Origin of the sequence: Paenibacillus barengoltzii G22 (assembly GCF_000403375.2) — a bacterium.
GTDB classification, from domain to species: Bacteria; Bacillota; Bacilli; order Paenibacillales; family Paenibacillaceae; genus Fontibacillus; species Fontibacillus barengoltzii.
Window position 1 is genome coordinate 781,035 of sequence record NZ_KE159653.1, and the last position, 16,041, is coordinate 797,075.

The following is a 16,041-nucleotide window of genomic DNA, read 5'->3' on the forward strand; positions in this document are numbered from 1 at the left end:
TTTTGGCGCTTAAGGCACAAAAAACGGGACTCTCAGTAACAACGCTGGAATCCCGGTGATCAATCTGATTATATCTAGTTAGAACAGCTTGCCGCCCACCGATCGCTGAAACTCCTCAATCGCCGGAAGATGCGGTTCAATCCGGCTGACCAGCCCAAAGCCTGCGATCACCCGCGCCAGTTCTTCCTCCATCTGCGAAGTACGGACCGCAAGCCGCGTTGGCTTCACCCGATGCATCTCGATCAGCGCGATTAAGCCTTCTGCAAGATTCTCAGACGCTTCCTTCCGTGGAGTTAACCCGTAGTGCAGAATTTGCCCGGTCTCTTGATCTGCAATGATGTTCAAGGTGGGGTAGAACGGCCGGCCTTCCTCCTCAATCGGCATCGGGATATAAAAGCTGTCGACCTCCCAGATCCCCGCATCGCCGGTGACCGCGCGCCGGGCTTTCACCATCCGCAGTTCGTCCACTACGGCCGCTCGTCCGGCGGGCTGCCATTGATCGGCTGGATCCGGCTTTTGCCATTCGCTTCTCCACTGCATCGTGTCGCCTTCTCCCCCCGTCAACGGGACTCGCACGAGAAACCGTTCCCCATTACCTGCTAACAAAACATCGGGATTCTGTCGATAGGTCAGGCACACCTCGATCGCTTGGTGGAGGATCTCCGTCAAGAAAACCATATCGTCCCGCTGAGTCAGCGGCCAGGGCACGTATCCTGGTTCGTAGAGGCGGAAGGACGGCCAGGCGGTTTTGCCATGATAGGATAAACCAAGCTCATTCAGCCGTTCATATTCCTCTGGGTACAACTCATCTCGGCTGCCAAAAGACAGCATATAACAATGCTGGGCAAACAGCGGGTCGCCGGTGAACTCCCCATTTAACATCTCGAGTACCGTCTGCAAGCCCCCCGTTCCTAAATAAACGGCCAGTCCATACATTTCCTTACCGCTCCCCATTACACAGCAATATCCGATGCGGTGATCCCGTGGACTGCGCACGCCAAACAAATGAACGTTTGTCAGCCATACCCAGGGCTCCAGCTTCTTAAATTGATCCGCAGCTTGATATAAGTTTAGCCAAACTTGATTGATTTGCACCCGTTGCGACCTCCTTTGGCAGCCTCCCTCATTGATATCCAGCTTAACCCGGATCTCTGCCTTTTTCCAGTCTGATTGTTCCAAACGAGCGCAAGCTCGCTCACATATCGCACCTCTCCGTGAATATACTTTATTTACATCCACAAAATCTAGCGTACCGGGAAATCCCGATATGGAGGTGTTCATCTATGCCAACGCCTGATCGATATAACTTTGTCGTCTCCAAAGAGGACTGGTCGCTGCACCGGAAAGGGTATCAGGATCAACAACGTCATCAGGAGAAAGTGAGAGAGGTCATTAAGCAAAATCTGCCCGATCTCGTCACCGAAGAAAATATCATCATGTCTGACGGCAAGCAGATCATTAAGGTCCCCCTCCGCAATTTGGAAGAGTACCGCTTCATCCATAATTACCAGAAACATAAGCACGTTGGCCAAGGCGACGGGAGCAGCGAGGTGGGAGACATACTCGGCCAAGACAGCCCGAAGGATAGTGGAAAAGGCGGGAAAGGCGGCAAAGCCGGTGATCAGCCGGGCTACGATTACGTTGAAGCGGAGATTAGCATCGAAGAACTGGAGGATATGCTGTTCGAAGAGTTGGAATTGCCTTATATCGAGGAAAAAGACAAGGCAGATCTGGAAACCGAATCTATCCGCTTTAACGATATCCGCAAAAAAGGCCTCATGTCCAACATCGACAAGAAACGTACGATCCTGGAGAACCTGCGCCGTAACGCCACCGCCGGAACTCCTGGCATCCACGGCATTACGCCGGACGATCTCCGCTACAAAACATGGGAGGACGTCGTTGTGCCCCACTCCAACGCGGTGATCCTTGCGATGATGGATACATCCGGTTCAATGGGGGCGTTCGAGAAATACTGTGCGCGCAGCTTCTTCTTCTGGATGACCCGATTCCTGCGGCGTCAGTACGAGAAGGTCGAAATTGTGTTTCTCGCCCATCATACCGAGGCCAAGGAGGTCAGCGAAGAAGAGTTCTTCACCCGCGGGGAAAGCGGCGGCACCATCTGTTCCTCGGTCTATCAAAAAGCGCTGGAAATCATCGACACCCGTTACCCGCCGTCCAGCTACAACATCTATCCTTTCCACTTCTCCGACGGGGATAACCTAACTTCCGATAACGAGCGCTGCGTCAAGCTGATTGGCGAGCTGATGAAGCGCAGCAACATGTTTGGCTACGGGGAGGTCAACCAGTACAATCGCGGCAGCACCTTGATGTCTGCCTACCGGACGATCAAGCAAGAGAAGTTCATGTATTACGTCATTAAGGAAAAAGGCGAAGTTTACAACGCGTTAAAACGGTTCTTCCACAAGCGCGAAGGAGGTGCCGCCAGTTGAGCAGCGAATTAGAACAGCTCGAATATGCCATTGCGGAAATTATGGAAATTGCCGACTCGTTTGGTCTTGACTATTATCCGATGCGCTACGAAATTTGCCCCGCCGATATCATATATACGTTTGGTGCTTACGGAATGCCAACCCGGTTCTCGCATTGGAGCTTTGGCAAAATGTTTAACAAGATGAAGATGCAATACGATTTTGGACTTAGCAAAATCTACGAGCTTGTCATTAACTCGAATCCGTGTTACGCCTTTTTGCTGGAAGGCAATTCACTGATCCAGAACAAGCTGATCATCGCCCACGTGCTCGCCCACTGCGACTTCTTTAAAAATAACGTGCGCTTCTCCGCGACCAACCGAGATATGGTGGAGAGCATGGCCGCCACCGCTGAGCGAATTAGCCGGTACGAACTGGCCTACGGTGCGGAAACGGTGGAGAGCTTCATCGACGCGGTGCTGGCAATCCAGGAGCACGTCGACCCGCAGCTGATCAAGCCGATGCGGTATGATAAACGGCAGCAGATGGAAGAAAAGATTCGGCGGGCAAAGGGAGGACGGCAAGGTTCGGTGAAAGCAGGGCCTTACGACGATCTTTGGGCGCTTGATGAACCTTCGAGCGGACGAAACGACGACGCTAAAGAGGCCGCCGTCCACTTCCCTCCTGAGCCGGAGAAGGATATCGTCTGGTTTATCCAGGAATATTCCGAAGTGTTGGAAGACTGGCAACGGGACATCATGAGCATGCTGCGGGAGGAGATGCTGTACTTCTGGCCGCAGATGGAGACGAAAATCATGAATGAGGGATGGGCTTCGTACTGGCATCAGCGCATCATCCGTGAGCTGGACCTCACCAGCGACGAAACGGTCGAATTCGCCAAGCTGAACGCCTCGGTCGTCCAGCCGTCGCGGCAAAGCCTGAACCCGTATTACCTCGGGCTCAAGATCTTCGAGGATATCGAACGCCGCTGGGATAACCCGACCGAAGAGGAACGCCTCCGCTTTGGCCGGGAGCCTGGAAAAGGCCGTGAGAAAATCTTCGAGGTGCGTGAGCTCGATTCGGATATTTCCTTCCTGCGCAGCTATTTGACCAAGGATCTCGTCCGTGATCTGGACTTGTATATTTTCGAGAAGCAAGGTCCGGAGTGGAAAATCACCGACAAGTCATGGGAAAATGTCCGCGACCAGTTGATCGCCTCCCGCGTCAACGGCGGCTCGCCCTACATCGTTGTCCAAGACGGCGACTACCTGCGCTCCGGCGAGCTGCTGCTGAAGCATCAATATGAAGGAATTGAGCTGGACCTGAAGTATCTGGAGCATACACTCCCTTACGTATACAAGTTATGGGGCCGCCCGGTGCATCTGGAGACGGTGGTGGAGGAGAAACGGGCGCTTTTCTCTTATGACGGGCAGAAGCATGTAAGGAAGATACTTTGAGTTCATGTGACTTTTAAGGTGAAATAAAAGTCACTTTGGCCTTGATCCAGAAACCATTCGCAATGGATGCGATACTTATAGATTCCTTTCTCTTGCGGGACCGTGTAGGGATGCTCGAGCGCCCCGCCTGCTGAATCCACCCCCGTTAGCGTAAATTCCTTGATGCCCTTGGGCGCTTCGGTATCGATTGGAGCGCCTGCGGGTACTTCAACGGGCTCGGTTTCAAGAATGCTGGAATCCACGCTGACACAGCTGCCTTTGCTGTAATATACGCGCTTACACCACGAGTAACCACCCCTAACCACTTCGATGGCCTTTCCTTGTACGGTCACCGCAGGCGAAGGCGGCGTGTCAGCCTGAACCCATCTGGAATGAATGGCTTGCTGAACAGCAGAAGGATCCATAGGTGCCCTCTGCTTCAAGCCAATCGCATATCCGGCCCAGAAGGTGCATGCTAAGATTGCGATGGCAGCAACGATGATCATAAGTTGGTTACTCTTTTCCAAGGTATCGCCCCCTATGGTTTCAAACTAACAGAAAGAGCCGCACGGATCAATTGATCTGGCGGCTCTTGTTTGATCTGGGGAGCACTCAGTATGGTATGCCCCCTTAAGAATCCATCAGGACAGCAGTGCGATGACCAGCAGCTCGTAGAGAACCAGCGTCAAAATGGTCTCATCACTGGGACTAAGCCCCCAATAAGGAACGCCAAAGGCGCGCTGGCCCCCTTGCCGCGGAACAGCCAATTGCAATAACCCGCCTTGGCAGCCCACGATTCGGCCCACATGCACATGACCATCCATCGTTTCAATACGCACCCGTTGATTCATATGCTGCCGGCAGATGTCGTGCACCTGGTTACGAACCGTCCGCAAGTGCTGAACATGCTGCGGATTGGCCTGATAAACGACCTGATGCTGCGGATAACCCCATGGTTGAACACTCATTCGTTCTTCGCCTCCAACGTTTCAAGTTCAGATTATCGTATGCGAATACCCAGTAGGCGGTGATGGTTAGCGTGAAGCTCGTCGCGGTGCTCGACTTGGGGCTCGCTTGGAGCTAGGCTGGGGCTCGAAGGGGAATTAGCTGTAAATCCTACCGTTAATTTTGCTCTTTTTGCGCTTTGGAGAGGATTAGCGGTAAAAAGTAACGTTAATTTGGACGATTTTATTGGATTGGCGGGTTTGAGGCGATATTAGCGGTACTTTTTCCAGTTAATTGGTTCAAATCGCCTTCCCTGCTCAAAATTAACGGTAGAAAATCCAGTTAGTTGGTGTGGGGAGAGACGACAGGGATACGAATCTAGTTTCGTTGGTGGGGGCATGCGACGTGACGGAGCTTGAATCTAAATAGTTACTAGGTGAATGCGACGTGGTGAGGCATGATTCGATCGAGTAGTGAGCAAGCGCGCACGGTGGACGTGAAGTAACTTGCTATACACCCCCAAGCACGCCAAAAAAGGTGGAGGGATCTCCCTCCACCTTGCAACTGCTGCGCTTTACCGGTTCAACAAACTGCCGACATAACGCAACAGCTCGTTGGCGCACACCGGGCAGTAGCCGTGCTCGTCGATCAGCCGCTTGCTGACCTCGTTGATGCGTTTCAGTTGATTTTCATCCGGCGTTTTGGTTGAAGTCGTGATCTTAACGATGTCCTTCAGGTCGGCGAACAGCTTCTTCTCGATCGCTTCCCGCAGCCGGTCGTGGTGATTATATTCAAATTTCTTCCCTTTCCGCGAATACGCAGAGATCCGGATCAAAATTTCCTCCCGGAACGCCTTCTTCGCGTTCTCCGAGATGCCAATCTGCTCCTCGATCGAGCGCATCAGCCGCTCGTCAGGATCCATCTCCTCGTCGGTAAGGGGATCGCGGATTTTGGTCCAGTTGCAGAACGCCTCGATGTTGTCGAGGTAGTTCTCGAACAACGTACGCGCCGATTCCTCAAACGAGTAGACGAACGCTTTTTGCACTTCTTTCTTGGCAATCTCGTCGTATTCCTTACGGGCGATGCTGATGAAGTTCAAGTAACGCTCGCGTTCCTCCTTTGTAATCGAAGCATGCTGGTCGAGACCGTCCTTGATAGCCCGCAAAATATCAAGTGCGCCCATGCAATGCAAATCTTGCTTAATCAGCGCACTGGAAATCCGGTTGATGACGTAACGCGGATCGACGCCGGACATGCCTTCTTCCAGGTACTCGTTTTGCAGTTCCTTCAAATCGGCGTCTTTGTATCCTTCAACCTCTTCTCCGTCGTAGAGCCGCATCTTTTTCACCAGATCGACGCCTTGTTTCTTCGTCTCCTTTAACCGGGTTAAGATGGAGAAAATCGCGGCGGACCGCAGAGCATGCGGCGCAATATGAACGTGATTCATATCGCTCTGGGCGATCAGCTTGGCGTAAATTTTCTCCTCCTGGGACACCTTGAGGTTATAAGGGATCGGCATGACGATCATCCGCGACTGCAAGGCTTCATTTTTCTTATTGGCAATAAACGCTTTGTACTCCGCTTCGTTGGTGTGCGCGATAATCAGCTCATCCGCCGAGATCAACGCAAACCGCCCCGCCTTGAAATTCCCTTCCTGGGTCAGCGACAACAGATTCCATAGAAACTTCTCATCGCATTTCAGCATTTCCTGGAACTCCATCAGGCCGCGATTGGCCTTGTTCAGCTCACCGTCAAAGCGGTAGGCCCGCGGATCGGATTCGGAACCATATTCGGTGATGGTGGAAAAATCGATGCTGCCAGTCAAATCAGCGATATCCTGGGATTTCGGATCCGAGGGGCTAAACGTGCCGATCCCCACCCGTTCCTCTTCGGACAAAAGCACCCGCTCGACTCTGACGTTCTCGATGTCGCCGCCATACTCCGTCTTCAGTCGCATCTGGCACACCGGGCACAAATTGCCTTCGATTCTAACCTTCAGCGTTTGCTCAACTTCCGGCCGGAGTTCATGCGGAACGAGGTGCAGCGGGTCCTCATGCATCGGGCACCCGGCGATGGCGTACACCGCCCCTTTATCGGTCCGGGAAAACTTCTCTAGCCCGCGCTTCAGCAGCGTTACAATGGTGGACTTGCCCCCGCTGACCGGCCCCATTAGCAGCAAAATCCGCTTGCGTACGTCAAGCCGACGAGCAGCGGAGTGAAAATACTCCTCGACCAGCTTTTCGATGGCCCGATCCAGACCGAAGATTTCCTGCTCAAAAAATTTATACCTTTTTCGGCCGTCTACTTCTTCAATGCCGTAGGATTTAATCATTTCATAAACCCGGGCATGGGCGGTCATCGCCGGCGAAGGGTCTTTGGCCAACAGTTCAACATAATCTTTAAATGTGCCGCTCCACGACAAGGAGTCGCTTTCCGCCCGATAAGCCGCTATTCGCTCAAAAATGTCCATGTTAGGTACCTCCTGTACTCCCGCTTTAGGGGTTCTCCCGCGTCCCCGATCTTTAGAACTTGCGTGACCAGATATGGAGCATCCACGATAAAAAAGTGTATTACATACCTATGCGCTGGGGAGAGAGAAGTTGACCTTTTTTCCGATGAAAATATTCAGATGGAAAAAGTAGGGATTTTGCTTTGTGATATAATCTTGAACAGGATCATGGGAACGAAGAGGAAAAGGGGATCGTCATGGCGGTACAGCATGAGACGGAATTGTACGCTCCGTTGAAGGCTTTTTTTGAGGAGCGAGGGTATGTGATTAAGGGGGAAGTGCGGCATTGCGACTTGGTTGGCGTTCGGCCGGATCGCGATGAGCCGCTGATTGTGGAGATCAAAAAGACGTTTAATCTTCCCCTGCTGCTGCAGGGGTTGGAGAGACAGCGCCTAAGCTCCGATGTGTATCTAGCCGTAGAGCGGAATCGCGCCAAAAAAGGGGCGCACAACCAGCGATGGAGCGAAATTACGATGCTATGCCGCAGGTTGGGACTCGGGTTGATCACGGTCACTCGATATAAAACAAAACCTGCCTTCGTGGAAGTCCTGTGTCAGCCGGGGGACGGCGCCCTATACTTGCCGGGGCCGAAGGTGGTTAAGCGCCGAGTGGAGAAGCTGCTTCACGAGTTCCACGAGCGCAGCGGCGACTACAACGTTGGCGGCAGTACCGGCACCAAGTTGGTGACAGCCTACCGCGAACGGGCGCTGCGCGTGGCGCTCGCCATTGAAGAAGGCGGCGGTGAAATGTCGCCCAAGGACGCGCGCGACCGCAGCGGCGTTGGCAGCGCCGCCGCGATCCTGCAGCGCGATTATTACGGTTGGTTCCGCCGCGTGGTGCGCGGGCGATATGCGTTGACACCGGCTGGCGAAGAAGGGCTTCGCCAGTACGCCCATGTCGTGGACAGTTGGCGGCGGGCGGCAGCGACCACAGAAAAGGAACAGAGATAAGAGCGATTCAGTGGTTTGGTTCTGGATTAGTCCACAGAACGCACCGTGAACTCGGCGAGAGCGGCGGTAAGACGCGCCAGCCCTTCGCGCAGCTGCGCCGGATCATGCGCGGCAACGGTCAGCCGGATGAAGCGATCATCCGGCTCTTTGGCATAGCACAGCGTCCCCGGCAGGAACGCTGTGCCTTCCAACAGCGAAGCGCGCAGCAGCGCTTCGCTGGAGACCCCGGCGGGCAGGCGCAGCCAGAGGAACAGCCCGCCGCCGGGGTCTTCCACACAGGCGCCGCGCCAAGCGGGCGCCTGCAGCAGCTCCAGCGCGAGCGCGCGCCGCGCGGCATACGCCGCCGCAGCTGCGGCGGCGGCGGCGCGCCCGCGCCCCGGCGGCTGGGCGAGCCAGGCGTGAAGCCGCCGGGCTCGCTCGGCCACGGCCGCACCCGCGGCGCTGGAGCTGCCGGGCGATGGAACTTGGCGCAGCCGTTCCATCGTTTTCGCTTCGCCGCGCAGCCAGGCCAGCGGCAACTGCGGCGTCAGCGTCCGCTCCAGAGAGCCGAGGCTGACGATCTCGGCTCCCCACAGTCCCGCCTGCTGGCGCAGCGCATACAGCGACGTGGTATCCGCACCAGCCCCAGCCTCGCCCAAATTCTCGACTCGGCGGTGTCCCTCGGCTTCCCTCTCAACCTGCCTGACGGCCAGGCTCTTACCCTCAGCCACTCCTTCATTTACACCGCTTTGTTCTGCCAGCAATTCTGACTTCAGGTCTACGTCCGGCTCGCCCCTCACTTCCACCCTCGGTCCCACGCCCAGCTCCCCGCGTAGGCCGCTGCTCTTGGCACCCCCCTTTCCTGGACTTTCACTACTATTCATCCCCGTATCTTCTGCCGCAGGTTCAACTCGGTTTTCTTGATAGCCCGCCCCTCTAAGATTGTCTGCCTCAGGCTTATTTTCCGTTTCACGCCGCTTCCCAACCCCGTCCTTGGTCTCCGCCGCACCCGAAATGGGATGACTTCCCGCATCTCGCTTTGCCTCTCCGTCCTTATGGATCCCCTCCTCCGGTTTCGTACTTGCCTTTGCAGCGGACACCTTCATCCGCTTTCCCCTTCCCGTGGCAAAAACCCCCTCCGCGAGCGGCACCAAACACGCCGTATCATCCTCGACGATCGGCACCCCCAGCCGCTCGCTGAGCTCCAGCAACGCCAGCTTGCGCTGCCGGCTCCACACCCGGCCGGACGGGTTGGCAAAATGCGGCGTCACATAGATGAAAGCGGGCCGCCCTCCGGACGGCTCGCATTTCCGCCGCAGATCGTCCGGCAGCATGCCGTCCCGGTCACAGGCTACCGGGACCGCGCGGATTCCGCGGCGGCGCATCAGCTCCAGCGCCTCCGGGGCGGCCGGCGTCTCGACGAGCACCGTGCCGCCGCCCGGCACCAACACCCGCAGCAGCAAATCAAGCGCCCCATCAGCGCTTTCAGCCAGCAACCATTGCTGCGGGTCCGTGCGGATGCCTTCGGCCTCTTCATAGGCCTCAGCCAACCATTCCAGCAAGGCGCCAGCATCGCGGCGCCCTTCCTTCGATCCGCTTTGTCCTTGGTCGTCCGCAGCGGAGATCCCTTCCAGCCGCACGCCGCCCCCGTTCCCATGCAGCCCTGCTAATGAAATGAGGCGGCCCCCCCGCACCCCATCCTCGATTTCCTGGGCAAAGACCGGCGGCAGCCGACGTTTTAGCATTTCCAAGCCCGTGTCCACAAGAACACCCCGTTTCCATTTCACTTGTATCTGCAATTGTACTGCAGGACAAATTTCCCAGACAACAGGAGCCAAACCCTGCGTCGTGCTTGATTTTGGCGAAGAATTGGCAAATCTATCATTTTTGCGAACCTCGTGTCGACATGATAGAATGAAAGCTGCACAAAACGTACGAAACTATGTTTAGAGGTGAATCTCCATGCCTTACTCTACGGAATCTGCAACCGTCACCGAAACGAGTCGCAGCAGGAGAACACGGCGGCCTTCCGTAGCCCTGATTATTCTGATCTGGATCCTGCTGATCGGTGCCGGTGTCACTGCGGCCTATATGTATAGCAACCATTTGAAGCAATCGATGATTGACCAGCTGGACGCCAAATGGCAAAGCGAAGCCGAGCTCATGAAAGCCGATTATACTGCCCAGCTCACCGCTTTGTCCGAGGAAGTTCAGGAATTGCAAAACAAAGTGCAAGCGTTCAACGAATTGCTTGAATTCACCAAGGACAACACCAGCGAAAAAACGGATAACAGCAACAAATTGTTCTCGCAATTAAGCGAGGTCAAGGAACAGTTGGCCGCACTACAGAAAAAGATGGATCTGCTGAAATGATCACACCAGTTAAACAAATCAACCGTTTTTTTCTGCTGGCTACTGGACCTTTGATCGGACTCTTGATTGCTCTCTTCGTCAGCGGGGCCGCGATTCAATGGAACCGGTCACCGCACCCCATCACGCCCGAAGCGGACGTCTTCCAAACCACCGCCTCCATCGCGGAAGGATTAACGAAAGCGGAGAAAGACGCCAAGACGACCATTTCCTCCATCCGAAAGACGGCCGAGCTCTACCAGAAGACTACCCAAACCATGAGCGACATCGTCAAAAATGCCAAGACGGTATCCGCCAAACCCGAATCCATCTACGATCGGCGGATCACCTCCAAGTTAGGGGTACCATTTGAGACGATCCAAAGCGACCGGATTCGCATCGAGCTCTACAAAGTGAACCCCGGCACGTACCGCGGGTATGCGATGAAGATTCGACTCAAGTCACCGGATGCCATGAAAATGACGCTGGGCAAAGATCGGCTGGGCGGGGCGGAAACGACGAAGCAAGCAGTGCAGCGCTACGGAGCGGTTGCCGGCATTAACGCCGGCGGATTTGCCGATTCCCGCGGGCAACGCTACCCCTTGAGCACTACGGTCCTCAACGGGCAATACGTGAACGGCTTTGAGCCTTCTTATAAGGATTTATTTTTCGTTGGACTAAATCAGTCGGGGCAATTGATCGGCGGCAAATTTAAGAACAAGGAGAGCCTGGACAAGCTGCAACCAAAGTTCGGCGCTTCCTTTGTCCCCATCCTGCTGCAAAATGGAGTTAAGCTCCCGATCCCGGATAAGTGGAAGACCTCCCCGCTGCGGGCGCCGCGCACGGTGATCGGAAATTACAAGGATGATCAGCTGCTGGTGCTGGTCGTCGACGGCGATAATGAAAAGGGCCGTTCCGGCGCAACGCTGGAAGAATTGCAAAACAAACTGGCGAACCTGGGCGTACAGGACGCCTACAACCTGGACGGCGGAGGCTCCTCCTCCCTGGTTGTCAATGGCCGGGTGATCAACCACCCGTCCGACGGCGCACTTCGGCCTGTGCCCACGCATTTCTTGTTTTTTAAATGAGCCGCTACCAACGTCTTCTTCCACAAGCAACTTGTCTATGAAATCCATCACATTTTGATTTATTTTTGGACGATTGCCGGGTATAATAGGGGAAGGAGTACAACGTGGAGGTGTTCGGCTTGTCATTCTCTTTAACGTTCTGGATTATTGCACTCGTTTTGGCGATGTTTTTGTGCGGGATTTTGACTGCAGCCTATAACGACGATAAAACCAAAGGCCTTTAAGAGGTCACTCAAAAGGGCGACTTCCCATCACGAAGTTATTTCAAATGCAGAAGGCTCGGCTTCGAATCTTGGATTCAGCCGGGCCTTCCGTTGCTCTCGTAGCCCCTTGCTACGCTCCGCTACTCAGTCCCTAAGCTTCTTCCAACCTTCTCGGTGCTGATAACCCGCCCTTTTGACTCTTCATTTTACCGGTCACTCAAAAGGGCGACTTCCCATCACGAAGTTATTTCAAATGCAGAAGGCTTGGCTTCGAATCTTGGATTCAGCCGGGCCTTCCGTTGTTTTCAAATCGTCTCATGTTGCTCCGACGTCCCCATGCTAACGGACCTCAGAGACGTTATTACTCCCTTCTGCGAACATTCCGATTTCTAACGGACTGAGAAGCCCTTATTTTGCAGAAAAATCCCGCCATCCCTGCTCAGATAGGCGAATAAGGTCATTAGGGTCCGTTACAACGGGAAATAACCGGGAAATCGCCAAATAAGGTCTCTACGGTCCGTTAGGGCCCAATTGAATATCAAAACCGCCCCCATACGAGCAACTTCGACAAAATAAATAAGCTTCCCGCACAGGAAGCTCATTTAGGCTTACGCTCTAAGGCCGATAAACCCATCAAATGTCCTGGATCGAGACTAGGACAGTTGGCTCATTTCGACCAGGCATTGATTGCAGATGGACCGCTCTTTGAAGTCACTAACGTGTTCCATCGATCCGCAGAATACACATTTCGGCCGGTAACGCTCCAAAATGATGTGATCCCCTTGAACCAAAATCTCGACGGGATCTCCCTCGTTCATTTGATATCTCTTGCGAAGTGACTTAGGCAACACGATTCTCCCGAGTTGATCCACTTTACGGACCACACCAGCAGGTTTCATAAAATTGTACACCTCTCCTGAAAAATTAGTTATGTAAAAATAGAACCAAATACCTAATCTATTATATTTCGCTATTTTTTTTAGGATTCCTGCTAAAGTTCCATGTTTTTAATTTTTTTCCGGCTTGCCTGCACGACCTTAACTATGGTACTTCACCAATAACTGCTCCACCGCCCCATTCCCCGTGTAGTGTCGATGGCACTTAAGCTGAGGGAGAATCGATCGACGTTCAGCCGTCCTCCCTGCAACTTTGCCTAGATTCATCCTCTACTTTCTATCCTACACCGATTTGCATGTCAGCGAAGGTTGATTCTTCCCGCATCAGCCTTCTTCCCCATCACCCCAAGGGTTCAGGAGCCAAGCAACCGCCGGCTCCACGCCCTCATCAAAGGCTCCTTCCCCGAATCGGAATTATTGCATCCCGGGGAAATCCAGCTGGCGCAGCGCTTCATACACAATAATTGCCGCCGAGTTAGACAAGTTCAACGAACGGACCTTGTCGGTCATGGGCATACGCATCGTCGTGTCGGGATGGGCTTCCAATATCTCCGGCGGCAAGCCCTTCGTCTCTTTACCGAACACAAAGAAATCCCCATCCTGGAACTTGAAATCCGTATAACGCTTCTTAGCTTTGGTCGTAGCGAAGAAAAAGCGGCTTCCCGCATATTTCTCCTCCACTTCCTGAAACGAATCGTGGTATTCAATATGCACCGCATACCAATAGTCCAAGCCTGCCCGCTTCAGCGTCGCATCGTCTGTGCGGAATCCAAGCGGACGTACCAGATGCAGATGTATGCCCGTAGCCGCACACGTTCTCGCGATATTTCCTGTATTGGCCGGAATTTCCGGCTCCACCAGCACAATATGTAACGCCATGATGATCGAACTCCTCGTCATTAAAAAATAAACCCGGCCGCGTCATAAACCGGACTTGATCATTATATCAAATTTTGACTCTAAAAAACCCCAACTCGCCTGCATGCAGACAAGTCGGGGGTACTTAGGATCAGCAGAGGGCATCTGACGGAAACCCTGCTGCGAACTTTATCCGTGCGTTTTTTGGAAGTGTTCCATGAATTCGACAAGAGCTTGAATGCTGGCTTTGGGAACGGCGTTATAAATCGAAGCGCGCAGGCCGCCGACACTGCGATGGCCTTTCAACCCCACGAAGCCTTCCTTCTCCGATTCCTTCACGAACAGCTTCTCCAGCTCATCGTTCGCCAGGCGGAAGGTCACGTTCATGATCGAACGGCTCTCCGGCCGGACACAACCACGGTAGAAACCGCCGCTGGCATCAATCGCTTGATACAGAGAATCAGCCTTGTCCCGGTTCTTCTTCTCGATTCCCTCAAGCGAACCTTGCTCTTCAATCCACTTCAGCACTTCGTTCACCATATAAATCGAGAAGGATGGAGGAGTGTTGTACAGCGAGTTATTCTCAGCATGCGTATCGTAACGGAACATCGTTGGCAGATGCTTTGGAGACTCCCGCAGCAGCTCTTCGCGAGCGATCACCACCGTTACGCCAGATGGTCCCAGGTTCTTCTGCGCTCCGGCATACACCATGCCAAATTGAGTTAAATCAAAGGGACGGCACAAAATATCGCTGGACATATCGGCAATCAACGGAACGCTGCCGGTGTCCGGGAACTCGCGGTATTGCGTACCTTCGATCGTTTCGTTAGAGGTGACATGCAAATACGCGGTGTTCTCCGGCAGATTCAGGTTGCTGAGGTCCGGAAGGGACATGTACTTATCTTCCTCCGAGGATGCTGCAACAAACGTTTCGCCGATGAGCTTGGCTTCCTTAATCGCTTTGTTCGCCCAGCTGCCCGATTTTACATAGCCGGCCTTCTTGCCTTCTGTAAGCAGGTTCATCGGGAGCATGGCGAATTGGGTGGAAGCCCCGCCTTGCAGGAACAGCACCTGGTAACCGGACGGTTGGCCGAACAGCTTCAGCAACCGTTCAGCTGCCTCATTATGAACCGACTCATAGACGGCTCCCCGGTGGGACATCTCCATAATCGACATGCCTGTCCCACGGAAATCAACGAACTCGGCCTGGGCCCGTTCCAAGACCTCCAGCGGCAATGCGGCTGGGCCCGCATTAAAGTTATAAGCTCTGTTACTCATTTCTCCCATCCTTCCCCTTTACAATCGATGTCTGGTTTCGAATATAATTATCGATTATCATAGCAACTATTCGATCTCCCAGCAACCCGTTATTTCGCAAAAATTCACTATTTTGCAGAATTGACACATTAACGCTTCATCAAGGGAAAGAGATGAACGTTTTATGATTCTCTTTGTTCATGGGTCATGTGAACTATACGAAGATCAATCATTTATCAAATACTGCTAAACTCGTAATTCCGCGTCCAGCTTTGTCGTTCTCCCGGTGGCACATGGACCGCAACGAACATTTCCGGGGAAATGACATGACCATGCCCCCAAACGGCGGCTGATCTTAACGGAAGCTTGCTTCGCTCACGCACAGTCAGTCCGCTGGGCCGATGCTTGAGCTCCCATAGCCAAGGGGTTTCACGTCCGTCGAAGGGAGTCATCCGGAAATAGAAGTCCTTCTCTGGACGACGTTCCCAGCTCATTTGATCCCCCTCAAACACTATGCCCTCTAGCGTCGATGGATCATCGCTCCAGATCTCCGGAGCAAACGGCAGTTTCAGCACGTAATCTGGACCTACCACATACCCATCCATACCAAGGAAGTTATGGCTGTATTCATCGGTCGTAATTACCCGGCTTCCGGTATTCTCCAGTGTGTAGGTCACAGACAGGAGATTATCGGAAATCTCGATGTTTTTTTGCATACGTACTGCGTATCCCCGGCATTCCGCAGGCTCGGTCGTAAAACAAATCTGCTGCTCGCCCCTTTGCTCCACCTGAGTCTCAAACCGTTGGCAGGCGTAATCCCTATAAAACAGGTACTCCGCTTCATCCGGCCGTGTGAGCAAGCCTACACCCAGCTTGGGGAACTGCTCCCCCACCCGGGTGTCTTCATATCCGATCGCTTCCTTAATGCCAAATTCGCTGCAAATTCCAATGCCTCCCGTACCGGTTCCAGGCGTCAAGCTTTCCGGCACACAGAATTGATGTTGTCCATCCAGCTTAACGCCTGTGATGATTCCGGTCCCGTCGAACCTGGTGCCTTGGTACGCTTCTCCGAGCTCGGCAATTTCAACGAGCAATCGGTCGTTTTTTAAATAATAAGCCATGGATTCCCTTCCTATCTA

The 16,041-nt window shown here is 53.7% G+C and carries 14 protein-coding genes; 5 read left to right on the plus strand and 9 right to left on the minus strand.

Annotation, left to right across the window (positions count from 1 at the left end):
• Positions 1-78: 78 nt before the first annotated feature.
• Positions 79-1,095 (minus strand): DUF7309 domain-containing protein, encoded by a 1,017-nt coding sequence (locus C812_RS11955; RefSeq protein WP_016312913.1) that lies wholly within the window; start codon positions 1,093-1,095, stop codon positions 79-81.
• 188 nt (positions 1,096-1,283) lie between these two features.
• Between C812_RS11955 and yhbH the strand changes: the two genes are divergently transcribed.
• Together yhbH and C812_RS11965 are read left to right on the plus strand one after the other, a co-directional pair.
• Complete coding sequence (yhbH, locus tag C812_RS11960) at positions 1,284-2,453, plus strand: sporulation protein YhbH (RefSeq protein WP_016312914.1); 1,170 nt, start codon at positions 1,284-1,286, stop codon at positions 2,451-2,453.
• A gap of 41 nt (positions 2,454-2,494) precedes the next feature.
• Positions 2,495-3,889, plus strand: a complete 1,395-nt coding sequence (locus C812_RS11965; protein ID WP_244268332.1) for a SpoVR family protein — start codon at positions 2,495-2,497, stop codon at positions 3,887-3,889.
• A gap of 2 nt (positions 3,890-3,891) precedes the next feature.
• On the opposite strand, the gene C812_RS11970 is transcribed toward C812_RS11965, so the two are convergent.
• From C812_RS11970 to C812_RS11980, 3 genes are all read right to left on the minus strand, one after another.
• Complete coding sequence (locus tag C812_RS11970) at positions 3,892-4,395, minus strand: hypothetical protein (RefSeq protein WP_016312916.1); 504 nt, start codon at positions 4,393-4,395, stop codon at positions 3,892-3,894.
• Positions 4,396-4,509: 114 nt separating this feature from the next.
• Entirely contained in the window at positions 4,510-4,836 is a 327-nt protein-coding gene (locus C812_RS11975; protein ID WP_016312917.1) for a hypothetical protein, read from the minus strand.
• 551 nt (positions 4,837-5,387) lie between these two features.
• Positions 5,388-7,283, minus strand: a complete 1,896-nt coding sequence (locus C812_RS11980) for a PrkA family serine protein kinase (RefSeq protein ID WP_016312918.1) — start codon at positions 7,281-7,283, stop codon at positions 5,388-5,390.
• Between the two features lie 236 nt (positions 7,284-7,519).
• Between C812_RS11980 and C812_RS11985 the strand changes: the two genes are divergently transcribed.
• The gene (locus C812_RS11985; protein ID WP_016312919.1) at positions 7,520-8,272 is read left to right on the plus strand and encodes a DUF2161 domain-containing phosphodiesterase; all 753 of its coding nucleotides are present in this window, start codon (positions 7,520-7,522) and stop codon (positions 8,270-8,272) included.
• 26 nt (positions 8,273-8,298) lie between these two features.
• Here C812_RS11985 and C812_RS11990 read toward each other — a convergent pair whose 3' ends face one another.
• A complete protein-coding gene (locus C812_RS11990; RefSeq protein WP_036625124.1) occupies positions 8,299-10,014 on the minus strand; it encodes an aminotransferase class I/II-fold pyridoxal phosphate-dependent enzyme in 1,716 nt (571 codons plus the stop codon).
• Between the two features lie 199 nt (positions 10,015-10,213).
• Between C812_RS11990 and C812_RS11995 the strand changes: the two genes are divergently transcribed.
• Together C812_RS11995 and C812_RS12000 are read left to right on the plus strand one after the other, a co-directional pair.
• Complete coding sequence (locus tag C812_RS11995; RefSeq protein ID WP_016312921.1) at positions 10,214-10,624, plus strand: hypothetical protein; 411 nt, start codon at positions 10,214-10,216, stop codon at positions 10,622-10,624.
• On the plus strand, positions 10,621-11,688 hold the full coding sequence (locus tag C812_RS12000; protein WP_016312922.1) for a phosphodiester glycosidase family protein: 1,068 nt from the start codon (positions 10,621-10,623) through the stop codon (positions 11,686-11,688). The genes C812_RS11995 and C812_RS12000 overlap by 4 nt, the downstream gene beginning before the upstream one ends.
• 856 nt (positions 11,689-12,544) lie before the next feature.
• On the opposite strand, the gene C812_RS12005 is transcribed toward C812_RS12000, so the two are convergent.
• The 4 genes from C812_RS12005 to C812_RS12020 all read right to left on the minus strand — a co-directional run bounded on the left by C812_RS12005 (position 12,545) and on the right by C812_RS12020 (position 16,023).
• Positions 12,545-12,790: an AbrB/MazE/SpoVT family DNA-binding domain-containing protein gene (locus C812_RS12005; protein ID WP_016312924.1), complete on the minus strand. Its 246-nt coding sequence runs from the start codon at positions 12,788-12,790 to the stop codon at positions 12,545-12,547.
• Positions 12,791-13,201: 411 nt separating this feature from the next.
• The gene (gene trmL / locus C812_RS12010) at positions 13,202-13,666 is read right to left on the minus strand and encodes a tRNA (uridine(34)/cytosine(34)/5-carboxymethylaminomethyluridine(34)-2'-O)-methyltransferase TrmL (protein ID WP_009227014.1); all 465 of its coding nucleotides are present in this window, start codon (positions 13,664-13,666) and stop codon (positions 13,202-13,204) included.
• Positions 13,667-13,834: 168 nt separating this feature from the next.
• Positions 13,835-14,923: a 3-phosphoserine/phosphohydroxythreonine transaminase gene (gene serC / locus C812_RS12015; protein WP_016312925.1), complete on the minus strand. Its 1,089-nt coding sequence runs from the start codon at positions 14,921-14,923 to the stop codon at positions 13,835-13,837.
• A 215-nt stretch (positions 14,924-15,138) separates the two neighbouring features.
• Positions 15,139-16,023 carry a hypothetical protein gene (locus tag C812_RS12020; RefSeq protein ID WP_016312926.1) on the minus strand — a complete coding sequence of 295 codons (885 nt, stop codon included), beginning with the start codon at positions 16,021-16,023 and terminating at the stop codon, positions 15,139-15,141.
• Between the last annotated feature and the right edge of the window lie 18 nt (positions 16,024-16,041).

Bases quoted from the DNA above. Each gene is read 5' to 3' on its own strand.
- yhbH (WP_016312914.1), top strand. From the start codon at position 1,284: ATGCCAACGCCTGATCGATATAACTTTGTCGTCTCCAAAGAGGACTGG.
- C812_RS11965 (WP_244268332.1), top strand. From the start codon at position 2,495: ATGGAAATTGCCGACTCGTTTGGTCTTGACTATTATCCGATGCGCTAC.
- C812_RS11975 (WP_016312917.1), bottom strand. From the start codon at position 4,836: ATGAGTGTTCAACCATGGGGTTATCCGCAGCATCAGGTCGTTTATCAG.
- C812_RS11980 (WP_016312918.1), bottom strand. From the start codon at position 7,283: ATGGACATTTTTGAGCGAATAGCGGCTTATCGGGCGGAAAGCGACTCC.
- C812_RS11985 (WP_016312919.1), top strand. From the start codon at position 7,520: ATGGCGGTACAGCATGAGACGGAATTGTACGCTCCGTTGAAGGCTTTT.
- C812_RS11995 (WP_016312921.1), top strand. From the start codon at position 10,214: ATGCCTTACTCTACGGAATCTGCAACCGTCACCGAAACGAGTCGCAGC.
- C812_RS12000 (WP_016312922.1), top strand. From the start codon at position 10,621: ATGATCACACCAGTTAAACAAATCAACCGTTTTTTTCTGCTGGCTACT.
- C812_RS12005 (WP_016312924.1), bottom strand. From the start codon at position 12,790: ATGAAACCTGCTGGTGTGGTCCGTAAAGTGGATCAACTCGGGAGAATC.
- trmL (WP_009227014.1), bottom strand. From the start codon at position 13,666: ATGGCGTTACATATTGTGCTGGTGGAGCCGGAAATTCCGGCCAATACA.
- serC (WP_016312925.1), bottom strand. From the start codon at position 14,923: ATGAGTAACAGAGCTTATAACTTTAATGCGGGCCCAGCCGCATTGCCG.
- C812_RS12020 (WP_016312926.1), bottom strand. From the start codon at position 16,023: ATGGCTTATTATTTAAAAAACGACCGATTGCTCGTTGAAATTGCCGAG.